At 32.3% G+C, this 15,365-nt stretch carries 13 protein-coding genes and 1 tRNA gene; 5 read left to right on the top strand and 9 right to left on the bottom strand.

What is annotated here, in order from left to right; genetic code table 11:
• Positions 1-103: 103 nt before the first annotated feature.
• Complete coding sequence (locus WMO19_RS07200) at positions 104-1,348, bottom strand: serine dehydratase subunit alpha family protein (protein WP_349171053.1); 1,245 nt, start codon at positions 1,346-1,348, stop codon at positions 104-106.
• A gap of 214 nt (positions 1,349-1,562) precedes the next feature.
• Between WMO19_RS07200 and WMO19_RS07205 the strand changes: the two genes are divergently transcribed.
• From WMO19_RS07205 to WMO19_RS07220, 4 genes are all read left to right on the top strand, one after another.
• Positions 1,563-2,249, top strand: a complete 687-nt coding sequence (locus WMO19_RS07205) for a response regulator transcription factor (protein WP_349171055.1) — start codon at positions 1,563-1,565, stop codon at positions 2,247-2,249.
• The gene (locus WMO19_RS07210) at positions 2,246-3,220 is read left to right on the top strand and encodes a sensor histidine kinase (RefSeq protein ID WP_349171057.1); all 975 of its coding nucleotides are present in this window, start codon (positions 2,246-2,248) and stop codon (positions 3,218-3,220) included. Before WMO19_RS07205 ends, WMO19_RS07210 begins: the two co-directional genes overlap by 4 nt.
• Positions 3,221-3,294: 74 nt before the next feature.
• Entirely contained in the window at positions 3,295-3,975 is a 681-nt protein-coding gene (locus WMO19_RS07215; protein ID WP_070611619.1) for an ABC transporter ATP-binding protein, read from the top strand.
• Entirely contained in the window at positions 3,972-6,464 is a 2,493-nt protein-coding gene (locus WMO19_RS07220) for an ABC transporter permease (protein ID WP_349171059.1), read from the top strand. Before WMO19_RS07215 ends, WMO19_RS07220 begins: the two co-directional genes overlap by 4 nt.
• Positions 6,465-6,520: 56 nt before the next feature.
• Here the strand turns inward: WMO19_RS07220 and glpK are convergent, their stop codons facing one another.
• Positions 6,521-8,008: a glycerol kinase GlpK gene (glpK, locus tag WMO19_RS07225; RefSeq protein WP_349171060.1), complete on the bottom strand. Its 1,488-nt coding sequence runs from the start codon at positions 8,006-8,008 to the stop codon at positions 6,521-6,523.
• Between the two features lie 88 nt (positions 8,009-8,096).
• Here glpK and WMO19_RS07230 point away from each other — a divergent pair.
• Positions 8,097-8,172, top strand: a tRNA-Thr gene (locus WMO19_RS07230).
• A gap of 40 nt (positions 8,173-8,212) precedes the next feature.
• Here WMO19_RS07230 and WMO19_RS07235 read toward each other — a convergent pair.
• The 7 genes from WMO19_RS07235 to mnmE form a co-directional block, all read right to left on the bottom strand.
• Positions 8,213-8,629: a hypothetical protein gene (locus tag WMO19_RS07235; protein WP_316719041.1), complete on the bottom strand. Its 417-nt coding sequence runs from the start codon at positions 8,627-8,629 to the stop codon at positions 8,213-8,215.
• Positions 8,629-9,519, bottom strand: coding sequence for a PhzF family phenazine biosynthesis protein (locus tag WMO19_RS07240; RefSeq protein ID WP_349171061.1), 891 nt, complete (start codon positions 9,517-9,519; stop codon positions 8,629-8,631). Before WMO19_RS07240 ends, WMO19_RS07235 begins: the two co-directional genes overlap by 1 nt.
• A gap of 3 nt (positions 9,520-9,522) precedes the next feature.
• A complete protein-coding gene (locus WMO19_RS07245) occupies positions 9,523-10,368 on the bottom strand; it encodes a ParB/RepB/Spo0J family partition protein (protein ID WP_349171063.1) in 846 nt (281 codons plus the stop codon).
• A complete protein-coding gene (locus tag WMO19_RS07250; RefSeq protein WP_349171064.1) occupies positions 10,361-11,116 on the bottom strand; it encodes a ParA family protein in 756 nt (251 codons plus the stop codon). Before WMO19_RS07250 ends, WMO19_RS07245 begins: the two co-directional genes overlap by 8 nt.
• Before the next feature lie 210 nt (positions 11,117-11,326).
• Positions 11,327-12,019 carry a 16S rRNA (guanine(527)-N(7))-methyltransferase RsmG gene (gene rsmG / locus WMO19_RS07255; RefSeq protein ID WP_349171066.1) on the bottom strand — a complete coding sequence of 231 codons (693 nt, stop codon included), beginning with the start codon at positions 12,017-12,019 and terminating at the stop codon, positions 11,327-11,329.
• On the bottom strand, positions 12,009-13,913 hold the full coding sequence (gene mnmG / locus WMO19_RS07260; RefSeq protein WP_349171068.1) for a tRNA uridine-5-carboxymethylaminomethyl(34) synthesis enzyme MnmG: 1,905 nt from the start codon (positions 13,911-13,913) through the stop codon (positions 12,009-12,011). The genes rsmG and mnmG overlap by 11 nt, the downstream gene beginning before the upstream one ends.
• Before the next feature lie 6 nt (positions 13,914-13,919).
• Positions 13,920-15,299, bottom strand: a complete 1,380-nt coding sequence (gene mnmE / locus WMO19_RS07265; RefSeq protein ID WP_349171069.1) for a tRNA uridine-5-carboxymethylaminomethyl(34) synthesis GTPase MnmE — start codon at positions 15,297-15,299, stop codon at positions 13,920-13,922.
• Positions 15,300-15,365: the final 66 nt, after the last annotated feature.

The following is a 15,365-nucleotide window of genomic DNA, read 5'->3' on the forward strand; positions in this document are numbered from 1 at the left end:
AATGTCCCCTATAAATTATAGGTTACATTCCGCTTAATATAATATTAAATTTGTTCCGTGTTTACGGGTTCACTTCAAAACCTCGTCTTTATTATTTGCTATTTTATTTTCCAATCATTTCTCTTAAAATTACTTCGTCTGTTTCTTTCATACCCTCCATGGCTATGTGACCAACAGTTTTTATCATCTCGTCAACATCGCCCTTTACTATGCCATCTCCTGGTTTAAAGGAGTTGCCTTCCTTGGCTTGCCTGTAGGCAAGAAGGGACATCTTTAGGCTGGATGCAATTTTTATGGCACAGGACTCCTTGGCACCGTCGCAAATAATTCCTGAATTTGTGGCAAGGGCATTTGTTAAAATTTCTTTTATTAGATCCCTATCTTCATCCTTCATAAAGGCTATACCGCATACAGAAGCCGCCGCTGCAGATACCACTCCGCAGTAGGCAGATAGTTCGCCTATGCCTTCTTTTATGTAAAGGCCAATTAAATTTGCAAAAATTAGAGACCTATATAACTTGTCCTTGTCAATGTCATGATCCTTGGCGTAGATAATTATTGGAACAGAAACTGTTATGCCTTGGTTGCCAGAACCTGAATTTATGACAACAGGTTTTTCACAGCCTGACATACGAGCGTCAGAACCTGCGGCAGCATAGGCAACTAATTTATCCTTGTAATTATTTTCTGCATCTTCCAAGACCATTTTGCCAATATTTGCGCCCCATGGGTTTTCAATTCCCTCTTTGGCTATGGCATAATTGTAGTCTATTTCTTTATCCAAGACATCGATTATGCTGTCATACTTTCCATTTTTTGCAAAATCATAAATTTTATCAAAGGACAAGTCAACTTTATTTTCTTCAACTTCTTCTTGGTCCTTCTTTTCCAAGAGGACTTCATCATTTAGACTCTCGTAAATAATATTTGTGTGATAATCCTTTATAATTACCCGAGACTTTTTGTCAGCCTTCTCCATAATTATATCTATGTACAGTCCCTTAATTTCGTGAACAAGTTCTATGTCAACGAGACCCTTTTCTATTAAATCATCTAGGGTATTAAGCTTAGATTTATCAGCGTCAGATAAAACTTCAAGCTTCTTAGTATAATCGCCAAGAAAAGCTCCAGCAGCAAGAGAAATTTCTATTCCCTTTCTTCCATCAGTGCCTGGCACCTTGACGCTATTTACATTTTTAATAATATTGCCCGATAACTTAGCCTTAATTTTTTCAGGATCCTCTCCCAAAATAAATCTCGCACGGCTGGCGCCAAAAGCTAAAGCTATGGGCTCGGTACAGCCGAAGGCAGGCACCATTTTCTCTCTCAAAAATTTATTATAATCCATAAAATCCCCTCATAATTTATTTTTAACAAATATATTATAACAAAAAATGATAACCTTATCCTAATAGTATTTTTCAAACTCATTTTTTAAATTTTTTTACAATATATAAAATAGTTAGCTTATTGTTGCAAACAAAAATAAGTTACCATAATATTTTTGGATTTTTAAATTAATAATATATAATAAAATTAAAGATAAGAATAAAGGAGATAATATGTTAAAAATACTCTTGCTAGAAGATGACAATACAATATCTTTTGCTATAAAAAAATATCTTGAAAAATTTAAATATTCCGTAAAAATTTTTAAAACTATTTCTGCCACTGAAGGTCTTTCTTTAAATGAATTTGATTTAATTATTTTAGATGTAAATCTACCTGACGGAAATGGATTTGATTACTTGAACTATGTGAGAAGTTTTTCAAAAATTCCTATTATAATGCTAACCGTTAAAAATGATGAAAAATATATTCTAAAAGGATTTTCAGAAGGTGCAGATGAATACATATCAAAACCTTTTTCTCTTTCTGTTTTGAAAGCTCGAATTGAAAATGTTTTGAAAAGGACTGGGCATAAAACAGAAATTATTTTTAAAGACCTGACTTTAAATGATGATATTAAGTCTGCAGAATTAAGCGGCAAAAATTTGGATTTAAATATAAAAGAATATGCCCTTTTAAAACTTTTTATCGCACACAAAAATGAAAATTTGCCAAGAGATTTTATTTTAGATAACATTTGGCAAAATGATTTTTATGAAATAAATGATAATACTCTTTCTGTAACAATTAAAAGACTTAGAAAAAAATTGGGTCCTGATTATGAAAAATACCTTAAAACTATAAGAGGATTTGGCTATAAGTGGTCGGAACTAGATATTGAAGAGAGCGTAAAAAAATGAAAAATTATAAAAAATATTTATTTTTAATTGCTTTTAATATTATTTTATCAATGCTTATCGTTTGCATAAGTCCACGATTTGACATGATTACTCTTTTTTATTTTATATTTTTGAATATCTTCATTTTTGTCTTTCTTTTATTATTTGAAAGGATTAAGAATAAGAAAATAAATGATCAAATTGACGAAATTATAAATTTAATTCACTCTTTAAATCCAGGCAAGGAAGTTTATAAAAAAAATGATTGTGAATTTGGAAAACTTAAAGATGAAATTACAAAAATTATTTTAGAAAATAAAAATATAATTGAAAATTCAAAAGAGAAGCAAAAGGTTTTAAGAGATTACTCAGAAGATCTTGCCCATCAAATAAAAACTCCCTTAACAGGTATTCTGTTGATGTTGGATTTAATTGAAGAAGACAAAGAAAATATAGATGAATATATTTTGTTAATTAGAAATAATATAAATCGGCTTGAAAATTTGACAGACATTCTTTTAAAACTGGCTTCCCTTGATTCTGATATAACAAAGTTTAATTTAGAGTATGTAAATGTCTTGGAATTGATAAAAAGTGTAAAAGAGGATTTAGATTCTTACTTTGGTCTAAAAAATTATGAAGTTAAAATTTTTGGTGATGATTTTATTTTAAATTGCGATAAAAAATGGACTCATGAGGCAATTTTAAATATCTGCAAAAATGCAATTGAAGCAAGTCCAGAGAATAATATCGAAATTATACTTAGAGAAAGCAATGTATTTAAAAGCATCCTTGTCAAAGATTTCTCATCAGGTATGAGTAAGGATGCTTTAAAAAAAGCTATGCAGAGATTTTATAAATCTGACCCAAACAGTCAAGGCTATGGCATTGGACTTCCAATGGCAAAAACTATATTAAATAAAGAAAATGGCGACTTAATTTATAATCGCGAAAAAAATTATAATACTTTCGAGATGAGATTTTATAAATAACTATATAATTCTTCATTAATATGTGTCACTGACTAGTCACTTTATTTTGTTAATATGAGGAAAAGGAGGCAAATATGTTTATTTTACAGACAAATAATTTGACAAAAGTTTACGATGCTGAAGTCAAAGTAGAAGCGCTAGTTGATGTAAATTTTAATCTTTCTAAAGGTGATTTAGTTGCTATAATCGGAGACAGTGGCTCTGGAAAATCAACTTTCCTCCACCTTCTTGCTGGTGTTGACAAGCCAAGTAGTGGAGATATTTTTATTGAAGATAAAAATATTACAAAACTTAATAAGGAAGATCTTACAATTTTCAGAAGGCGAAATATTGGAGTTATTTATCAGTTTTTTAACTTAATTCCAAATATTAATGTTAAAAAAAATATTTTGTTGCCAATACTTTTAGACGACAAAAAAGTTGACCAAGAATATTTTGATGAAATCCTTTCGATTCTCGGGATAAAGGATAAGTTAAATAGATTTCCAAGAGAACTATCTGGCGGCGAACAGCAAAGAGTTGCCATAGCAAGAAGCCTTATAACAAGACCTGCCATAGTTTTAGCTGACGAGCCTACAGGAAATTTAGATAGAAAAAATTCTGAGGATATAATTTCCCTTTTTAAGCTAGTGAATCAAAGGCTTAATTCCACTATCATGATAATAACTCATGATGAGAAAGTTGCAAATGCCTGTAACAAGGTTTATAAAATGGTAGACGGAAGATTGTCTTTGTTGGAAGAAGGCTTGCAATGAAAATAATAAGTGACCTTGCAAATTTATCCATCAAAAACAATAAAAAAGATACTTTTGCCACAAGAGTTTCTATATTGCTTGCAGTAATTTTACTTGGAACCATTGTCTTTATTTTAAGCGATTTGCGACAATCAAAAATTAAATACTTAAAAAACACAGTTGGAGATTATGAAGTTTCTCTTTCAGAAATCGACAAACAAAGCTACGATCTATTAGAAAAAAATAAGGATATTGAAAAAGTCCATTATGATAAAATAATTTCAACTGATATAGGTCTTATTATCTATGAGAAATCAAAATATTTTCTTGAAAATATAGACACTCACTTAATTGATGGAAGAAATCCAAAAAATTCAAGAGAAATAGTTGTTACAAAACAATTCCTAAATAAAAACAGAAATTATAAAATTGCTTCAAACATTAAAATTAATGAGAAAAATTATAAAATTGTTGGCGTTTATGAAGATTTTTCCTTTTCTTTTGAAGATCCAGTTGCTTTTTCTTATTTTGATGATAGTAAGGGTCTCGATTTTAAAAAGGGTGAAAGCTATTTTGCCTATATCTGGTACAAAAATCCAAGAGATACTTACACCAATACCAGAAAAATTCTAAAAGAGTTAAATATTAATGAAAAGAAAGCCCTAGACAAGGGTCAACTTTTTTACAACGCATCTCTTTTGGAGTCAAAGATGATATTTCCAAAGGGAATTATCCCACCAAAAAGAGTTGTAAATTCATTTATTGAATCTTTTGGACTATTCTTTATCCTAATTCTTCTCTTTGCAGTTATGATTTATGGCTCCTTTAATGTTTACAATAATAGAGATATAAAAGAGCTTGCTCTCTTAAAATCTTCAGGCATGACGGAAAAACAAACCAAAAAACTTGTGAAGCTAAAGGCTTTTAATATTTCATTTTTGCCCATTTTAATTGGAACTCTTTTGTCTTACTTAAATGCTATTTTTTTGACATATCTCATGTATATTAACAACCGCATAAGTTATAAAAATATGTCTAAAATTTTAAGTGATAATTTAGAAATGCATGGTTTTAAATTCTATACTCCAGATATTAAATCAATCTTTATAATTTTATTTTTCTCACTCCTAATGGTATATATTTCTGCCATTGTACCTGCTAGAAAAAGTTCAAAAATAAATATAGTTGAAGGTTTAAATGGATTAGATCCCAAAAAGAAAAAACAAGGCAAATCAAAAATTAAAGGCAGCATAGAAAAAACTCTCGCAAAGGATTATTTTAAAACTTACAAAAATACTTATAAAGTGATTTCCATTGCCATTTTGTTATCTGCTATTGCCATGAATGTTCTTTTAGTATCTGTTTCTTATAGAAACATGAACGCAAAATATAATAAATTTGATGACCCTTATAATTTTGAAGCTTATCTTTTTTCTGATTCAAGATTAAATAAAAATATGGTTGATGATCTGAAAAATATAAATTTTGTAGATGAAATTCACATTTTTGAAGAAAAAGATTTTAAGTTCTATAAATCTGATAACAAAAATTTCTTATCAAATAAATTTAAAAATGATTTAGAAAATAAAAGTCAGTCAGAAGATTACTTTGTTAGAATACTTGCTCTTTCAAAGGAGGATTTTAACAAAATTAAAAAAGAAAATAATTTGACAGAAGAAAGTAACTTTCTTTTGTTAAACAAAACACCAAAAAATAATTTTACTCCCTATAAATTTAGAAAATATATTCCTTTAACTGACTCAAAAAATAATACTATAAATCTGAGATATTATGATGGTGGAAAAATTATTAATATCAATAATTTATCTAATATAAAAAAATTCCCTTACAATTTAGAAGAACATCTAGGACTTGGAATTTATATTATCACAAATGAAAATTCTTTTGATGAGTTTATAAAAAAATATGGAAACGATCCAGCTAATCCTGCAAATAAATTTATTGTAAAAATAAAAGCAAAGGAAAATTTAAAAGATGTTTCTGAAGATGCAATAAAAATAATCACATCGTATTTTCAAAAATCAGATTATTCAATCTTTTCTGACATCACAAGAAAAGCTATAGACTCTGAGCAAAGCCGAAATGAAAATCTATTAAGTTTTGGAATTCAAATAATATTCTTAATTATTGCCCTATCCAACGCCTATAATTCTTTTCATGGAAATTTGCGAGCGAGAAAAAAAGAATTTAATCTTCTTTCCACTGCAGGTATGACTAATTCGCAAATTAGAAAAATGATAAATAATGAGCTAAAATTTTTAATTACAAGAATTCTTGCTATTTATGCATTTGTATTTGCCTTATCAGTTTTTGCAAGAGCAAAAAGAAGTCCTTATGAAGTAAATTTTGCTATTAGAGAAATTTTAATTAATATAAATTATCTGCCTTTGTTATTTATTTTTATTGTAACAATAATTGGTTTACTCTTAGCACAAAAAAGTGGCATGAGAGAGCTATCTCGTGATAACATAATCGATAATTTAAAATAAATTAAATTTAAAGGAGACCTAGTCTATTTTGCTTTGGTCTCCTTCTTCTTTTCTATTTATTTTGCCCAATTCATGGAATATTTTACGGCTTCGTGCCATCTCTTCATCTTTTTATCTCTCTCTTCATCTTCCATTATTGGCTCAAAATACTTTTCTACTTCATTGTTTTCTTTTATTTCGTCAATATTTTTCCAGAAGCCAACTGCAAGTCCTGCCATATAACAAGCTCCAAGTGCTGTAAGTTCCACTACCTTTGGTCTTGTGACTTCAACTCCAAGAATGTCTGATAAGAATTGCATCAAGAAATTATTTTTGCTGACTCCACCATCCACTTTCAGAGATTTAATTTTTGTATTTGAATCTTCTTGCATGGCTTCCACTACATCGCAGCTTAAATATGCTATTGACTCCAAGGCTGCCCTTATTATGTGATATTTATTGACTGAACCTGTAAGTCCTACTATAGATCCCCTGGCGTATTGGTCCCAATAGGGTGCACCTAGTCCAGTAAAGGCTGGTATAAAATAACAGTCGTTAGTGTCTTTTACCTTGCTCGCCATATATTCTGAGTCATCAGCTTGGTCAAGTATTCTAAGGTTATCCCTCAAGAAATTAATGCAAGACCCTGCTTCAAAAATTGAGCCTTCAAGAGCATATTTAACCTCACCATTTATGGACCAAGCAATAGTAGATACAAGCCCATTTTGTGACCTTATGAGCTGGTCGCCAGTATTCATGAGTATAAAGGCACCCGTTCCAAAAGTGGATTTTGCCATTCCCTTTTCAAAGGAGGCTGTGCCAAAAAGTGATGACTGTTGGTCGCCTATTGCCGCTGCAATTGGTATCTCGCATCCCAAATATTTTGACTTGCTCTTGCCATAGACTTCGCTTGAATTTTTTATTTCTGGCAGCATGGACTTAGGTATATCAAAAATTTCTAAAAGTTCGTCGTCCCACTTCTTTTCTTTTATGTTAAACAACATGGTTCTTGACGCATTTGTGTAGTCAGTTATGTGAACTTCGCCGTCTGTGAGTTTATAGATGAGATAGGTCTCTACAGTTCCGAACAATAGTTCTCCTCTATCTGCCATTTCTCTCGCGCCTTCTACATTTTCAAGAATCCATCTGATTTTTGTGGCAGAAAAATAGGGGTCTATTACTAGGCCTGTCTTTTCTTTTATTTTTTCTTCAAGACCCTTTTCTTTTAACTCTTCGCAATATTTTGAAGTCCTTTTACATTGCCAAACTATGGCGTTATAGACTGGTTCCATAGTCTTTTTGTTCCAAACAATTGTCGTCTCTCTTTGGTTTGTTATGCCTATTGCAGCAATATCCTTTGGGTCTATTCCCTTACGAGACATAGCTTCCACTGCAGTACCAATTTGCTTTGACCAAAGGTCTTCTGCTTCTTCTTCAACATAGCCAGGCTTTGGAAAGTGTTTAATTAATTCCTTTTGAGCAACTGATACTGGATTTCCTTTTTTATCAAAAATTATAGTTCTTGCAGATGTTGTACCTGCATCAAATGCCATTATGTATTTCATTTAATCACCATCCTTATTATATCATTAATGATAGATTTTTTTGCAATTTAACTTTTTTCCAATAAGTGCTATAATTATTTTAATCTTTGCTGATATGGCTCAGTTGGTAGAGCAATTGATTCGTAATCAATAGGTCGGCGGTTCAAATCCGCCTATCAGCTCCATTTTATATGAGAAAAGCTGACTTGTAAAAGCCAGCTTTTTTTATCTTCCATATTTTTCTATAATATTATCAATCATCTTTGAATCTTTTGAACTGATATTGTAATAAATATTGTTTACTCTAATAGTAAGTCCAGTCTTCACAAATGAGATCTTGTTGCCGCTTGTAAAGTAGACATTTATATAGTTTGCAATCTCAGCATTGGTGTCCTTGTTTGCTTGTTTTCCTCTCAAACTATTTAAATCTTTTACTATTTTATTTACAGTTTTATCTTCCTTTATTGTCTTCATATTATCTGTCTTAAATCCGATTATTTCGATATAATCTACATCTTTTGGATTGATATCAACTATTTTATTTCGCGATGAAACTAGGCTCACCCCAAAAAACATAATCACCACAAAAAATATGAAGAGAACAATTTTTGATTTATTTGATTTTCTTCCTTTTCTCGCCATTATATATATAAAACTCCATTCATAAATACGTAAGCTCTTCCCCCGACGCGAACTCTATTCTCTCTATCAGCTATACTTGTGTAGACCTCGGAAATTCTGCCAATGTAATCGCCCTGTATCGCTGTTAAACTCTTTTCTTCAGTGATTTTATTTGAGCTCAAATAATACATGGTTGCAGCAGTTGATGTGCCACTTCCAAACTCTTCGTCTTCACCAATTATTGGAGAAAAAGTTCTCTGTTTAATTTCTTTTCCATCCTTCGTTGTAAAGGCGTGAATAGAAATTATATTTTCTTCCTCTGAAATTTCTAGTGCCTCTTTCTTATCGAGGACGATTGAAGATAGGGCTCTTTCATCTTTCACAGGCACTAGAATGTCGCAAGTTCCTGTTGAAATTTTTTCCATAGTCAAGTTTTCGCAGATTTCAAGTCCAATATCGTCCTTCTTTAAATTTAGAATCTTTAGAATTCTATCTTGGTCCTCAAATTTTTCTTCTAAGAGAACATCTAAATTCATGTAGACATTTTGAATTTTTCCATCCTTATATTCAAGCTCAACTGGAATCTTTCCAATTTTTGTGTGTTGAATAATTTTCTTTATGCCTTCATCTTCACTTTTAATATATTCATTTTCTGCTAGAGCATAAAAAGTTGCAACTGTGGCGTGTCCACACAAGTTAATTTCTCCATCAGGAGTAAAAAACCTTGTCAAATAACGGTCTCTATCCAGTTCTCTTACAAAGACAATTACCGATTGATTTATGTCTTTGGCAATATTTTCCATGTCGAGATCAGTGAGTCTTCCATCGTCAATTACAACTCCTGTTGAATTTCCCATAAAGGCCCTATCTGAAAAGGCTGATACTAAATATGTTGTATAAAATCTCTTCATATGTCACAAAGCCCTCTGTAAAATATAATCTGCAATCCTTGATAAGTCTTCATCACCATAATATTCGATCTCAATCTTTCCGATTTTTCCTCTTTTTTTGATGCTTACCTTAGTTCCAAGTGTTCTCTCAATTTCAGTTCTTAGGTCTTCTATGAAAATATCCGCAACCTCTCTCTTATCTGCCCTTGTGTTTCCACTATTGTCGTTAACAGGAAGGGAGTGCTTAATAATTTTCATAGCTTCCTTGTACTGTTTGTCGCCATCTTTAATAGATAGCAAATTTTTTCCATGAGATGTGCTGATTTTTTCTTCTTCCAGTAGTTTTAAAACTCTTGGGTCAAGCTTTAAAAGTCTAATGGTATTTCCAATATATTGTCTACTCTTGCCAATTTCATCTGCAAGTTCCTTTTGTGTCAAATCTTGTGAATCCAAAAGGTGTTTGTAGCTCATGGCTTCTTCTACTGGGTTTAAATCTTTTCTTTGAATGTTTTCTATAATTGCAATTCTGCTTGAAATTTCGTCAGAAACATCTTTTACAATAGCAGGAACGCTTGTGAGTCCTGCCTCTATTGCAGCTCTATATCGTCTTTCTCCAGCTATAATTTCGTACTTTTCATCCTTTTTCTTGAGAAGTAGGGGTTGAATTACTCCATATTTTTCAATGGATTTTGATAGATCTTTTAACTCATCTTTGTCAAAATTTTTTCTTGGCTGATCTTCATTTGGAACAATGTCAGCTAGGTCAACCTCCATTAGTTTTGAAGTCTCTTCTTCTATAACTTCTCTTATTTTTTCGCTAGATGTTAAGAAATTCCCAATTCCTCTTCCTAGTCCTGTTTTTTTAGCCATCTATTTCACCTATTACTTCCTTGGCAAGATCTGTATAAGCCTTTGCTCCCTTGGATTTGCTGTCATAATCAAATATGTTCATTCCAAAACTTGGTGCCTCTGCCAGCCTAACATTTCTTGGTATAAAAGTTTTAAAAACTTTGTCCTTAAAGAATTTTTCCACTTCTTCCACAACTTGATTGGCAAGGTTAGTCCTTCCATCGTGCATGCACATTACAACACCCAAGATCCTCAAATTTGGATTAAAATTATCTCTTACAAGAGTGATTGTATCCATGAGTTGTGAGACTCCTTCAAGGGCATAGTACTCGCATTGCACAGGAATGAGTATTTTGTCGCTTGCCACTAAAGACATCATAGATAAGATTCCCAGTGAAGGAGGGGAGTCAATGATTACAAAATCATAGTCTTCTTTTACTTTATCTATCATCTTCTTCAACTTGTATTGCCAATCATCGTATCTTGCAAGTTCAATTTCCACACCAGCAAATTCTCCACTAGATGGGATGATGTCAAGTTTATTAAAGGAAGTTTTATAAATTGAATCAATCTCTTCGTCAATGACAAAGTCGTAAATCATATTTTGAAACTCGTATAGACCCAGCCCTGATGTTGCATTACCCTGAGGATCCATGTCGACTATAAGAGTCTTTTTGCCTCTCAAAGCCAGTGCTGAGCTTAAATTTATGACGGTGGTGCTTTTGCCAACTCCGCCTTTTTGATTAAAAACTGTAATTACAACAGACATTTTTTACCTCATTTCTATATTATTAATAATACCATGTTTGAAATTTTTTTGAAAGATTAAGCAAAAAAATAAGCTCCAAAAATTTATTTTGAAGCTTCGCTCTACGTGGAGCATTTTTATTTTTTATTTAGGCTCTACGTGGAGCATTTTTTATTTTTGACTTCATGCTCTATGTAGAGCATTTCTTTTTTAATCTCTTTATATTATTTATTATAGTGGCGACTTCCTTGGCTTTCCTCCGCCTCTTGGATACTTTTTATCTGTGTGTTTAACCTTTTTTATGACAATTATATAGTGGTCAATGTCATTAGGTAGGGGAGTGTGAAGAACATTTTGAACTTCTCCGCCCATTACTTCTATGGCTCTTTTTGCGTTTTTTAATTCTTCTTCATACTCCGGACCCTTTTGAGAAATAAAATATCCACCAACTTTTACAAAGCCCATGGCATATTCTGTAAGAGTTGATAAGTTTGCGACAGCTCTTGATACTGCAAGGTCATATTGTTCTCTATAATCTTCTGTCCTTGCAATTTCTTCTGCCCTTGCATGAATTGCCTTTATCTTTGTAAGACCAAGCTCTTCTATCACTCCATTCAAGAAGTCAATCCTCTTTCTGAGAGAATCAAGTAGTGTTATGTCCAGATCTTCATTGTATAGCTTTAAGGGTAGTCCCGGAAAGCCTGCGCCAGTTCCAATGTCTATGATTTTTTTCTCTCCATCAAATAAACCAGTCTTAAAAAGACTAAGTGAGTCCAAAAAATGCTTTACATTAAAATCATCGTCTTCAGTAATTCTTGTGAGATTGGTGTGCTTATTGTATTCGAGAATTAATTCTTTATATTTTTCAAATTTATCAATATTTTTCGTGTCCAGACCGAAATCTTCCATGTAATCAATTAACATTTTTTCTCCTCATTTGTTCAAGGTGTATCAAAAGTACATTTATATCTGCTGGCGAAACTCCCGTTATTCTTGAAGCTTGACCAATTGATTCTGGTCTTATGTCTGAAAGTTTTTCTCTCGCTTCTATTCTAAGTCCGTCCATATTTTTATAGTCAATATCCTTTGAAAGCTTTTTATTTTCAAGCTTTTTAAATTGTTTAATTTGTATTTCTTGCTTTTTGATGTAGCCTTCGTATTTTATTTCTATTTCAATATTTCTTATTACATCATCGCGAACAAAAGGTCTGTCCTTGTCAAAAACTTCTAGCTTTTTGTAGTCTAGTTCAGGTCTTTTTATGAGCTCATAAAGTGAGAAGGAGTTTTGAGTTTCAGTTGAACCAAGGCTTTCAAGAATTCTGTTATTTTCTGCAGTTGGGTTGATTTGAATTTTTTTAATTCTAGCAATTTCTTCTTCAATTGCATTTTTTCTGTAAAGATAAGCCTCATACCTCTCATCATCTACAAGTCCAATGTCTCTTCCTTTTTGAGTAAGTCTCAAGTCGGCATTGTCCTGCCTTAGTGTAAGTCTATATTCTGCTCTTGAAGTCATCATTCTATAGGGTTCAAGGCTTCCTTTTGTAACTAAGTCGTCTATTAAAACTCCAATGTAAGCCTCTGATCTATCTAGAACAAAGGGCTCTTTTCCCTTAACTTTTAAAGCTGCATTTATTCCTGCAACGATTCCTTGGCATCCAGCTTCTTCATAACCGCTAGAACCGTTAATTTGTCCTGCAAAAAATAGTCCCTCGTAGTCCATGTGCTCCAAGCTTCTCTTTAAAAGAGTTGCATCAATTGCATCATATTCAATGGCATAGGCAGGTCTTAAAATTTTGCAGTTTTCCATTCCAATTATTTCTTTATAAAATTCTTGTTGGATTTCTACTGGTAGGGAAGAGGAAACTCCTTGGATATACATTTCATCAGTTGTAAGTCCTTCAGGTTCAATGAAAACTTGATGGGCATCTCTATCTGCAAATCTTGTTACCTTATCTTCAATTGATGGGCAGTATCTTGGACCCTTTCCCTCAATGTCGCCAAGTGCCAAGGCTGATCTTCCAATGTTTTCTCTTATAATGTCGTGACATTTTTTTGTAGTGTAAGTTAAATAACAAAGCTCTTGGTTAATGTCATATTCTTTGTCTATGTTTAAGAAAGAAAAAGGAACAATTTTTTCGTCTCCATGTTGCTCTGTCATGACTGAATAATCTATTGATTTTCTTAAAACTCTTGCAGGAGTACCAGTTTTTAGCCTTCTAAGCTTCATTCCAAAATCTTTTTCAAGGCTTTCTGAAAGATAATTTGCTGGTCCAAAGCCACTTGGTCCAGAAGAATAATTCACTTCTCCCATAAACACCCTGGACCTTAAATAAGTTCCAGAGCAAATTACAACGCATTTAGTCTTGTATTTTGCTCCATTTTTAGTCAATACCCCAGTAACTTTGTTGCCCTCTTTTAAAATTCTAATGGCTTCATCTTGCACAAGATAGAGATTATCTTCATTTTCCAAAACTCTCTTCATCTCTTCGTGATACTTTCTCTTGTCGGCCTGAACTCTAAGTGAGTGAACTGCTGGACCCTTTGAAGTATTAAGCATCCTTGATTGGATAAAAGTCTTGTCTATATTTTTCGCCATTTCTCCACCAAGGGCGTCAATTTCACGCACTAGGTGTCCCTTGCCTGTGCCGCCAATGTTGGGGTTACAGCTCATTTGTGCAATTGAATCCAAGTTTATACATAGTAAAAGAGTTTTTGCACCAAGTCTTGCAGAAGCAAGAGCAGCTTCACTGCCTGCGTGACCTGCTCCAATTACTACTGTGTCAAAATCTCCAGCTTCAAAATATTTAATATCTGACATCTTTACCTACTTTCCTATACAAAAATCAGAAAATACTCTGTCCAAAATATCTTCTGTAGTAATTGTTCCTGTTATTTCAGAAATGTGAGCAATTACATTTTCAAGGTCAACCTCAATTAAATCTAAAAACACCCTTTTATTTAAACTCTCATTTACCTCTAAAAGCTCTTTTTTTGCTTCCCTTAATGCATTTATATGTCTCAAATTAGAAAGCACCGTATCGGAGGAAATTTGAAGCTCTCCATCAAAAAACAAATCTATAATAAGTTTTTCGACTTTCATTACTGATTCATTTTCCATAACTGAAAGTCTCAAATAATCATCTTTAAAATATTTTTTTATTTCATCATCAGAAATCTTTTGTTCTAAGTCGTCCTTGTTTAAAATAATAATATGTTTTTTATTTTCAATTAATTTTAAAATTTCCTTGTCATCTTGGTCGAAGTCTCTGGATAAATCAAAAATTGCAATTACAAGGTCTGCATCCTTTAACTTCTCTCTTGCAATATTTACGCCGATTTTTTCAACTTCATCCTCAGTCTCTCTAATGCCGGCAGTGTCAGAAATTTTTAAGAGAACTCCATCTAAATTGATATAATCTTCAATTACATCTCTTGTTGTTCCTGCAATGTCTGTTACAATTGCCCTGTCGTACTTTAATAGACCATTTAAAAGAGAAGACTTGCCAACATTTGGCTTGCCAAGAATTACTGTGTTTATGCCGTCTCTTAATAGTCTTGAGTTTTTAGAATTTTCAAGAAGTTTATCCATCTTTTCCAAAATCTTATTACTTCTGTCGAGAAGGTCGTTGTAGGCAGCATCTTCTATATCTTCGTCAGGAAAATCGATGTTTGCCACAATTAGCGCCTGCATAGAAACAAGTTCATCCTTTAATTTATTTAAAACTTCACTTAAGGCACCACCAAGTTGATTTAAACCAAGGTCAAAGGAAATGTCTGTCTTGGCTTTAATAAGGTCTATTACAGCTTCGGCTTGAGTTAAATCAATCCTACCATTTAAAAATCCTCTCTTAGTAAACTCGCCTTTTTCAGCAAGCCTTGCGCCTTTTGAGAGAATTAAATTTAAAATTCTCTTCACAGAGACAACGCCACCATGACAATGGATTTCTACAATATCTTCTGCAGTGTATGAGTGAGGTCCCTTCATCTTAACTACTAAAACCTCATCAATTTTTTTGTCACCGTCACATATATGACCGTATAAAAACTTTCTGTTTTCAGCCTCTGCCATCTTAACTTTACTTGCAGACACAAAAATCTTATCTATTATATTTATTGAATCGTCGCCGCTCATTCTTACAATGGCAATACCAGCTTCGCCAATTGCAGTAGAAATTGCAGCAATAGTATCATTTAAATTTCCCATAAAATCAGTCCTTTTAAACTATATTACTACAATTAAAGGAAATAAAAAAGAAGGCTTTTAAAATAA

The sequence above is a fragment of the Peptoniphilus hominis (ex Hitch et al. 2025) genome (assembly GCF_040096015.1).
Taxonomy (GTDB): domain Bacteria; phylum Bacillota; class Clostridia; order Tissierellales; family Peptoniphilaceae; genus Peptoniphilus_A; species Peptoniphilus_A hominis.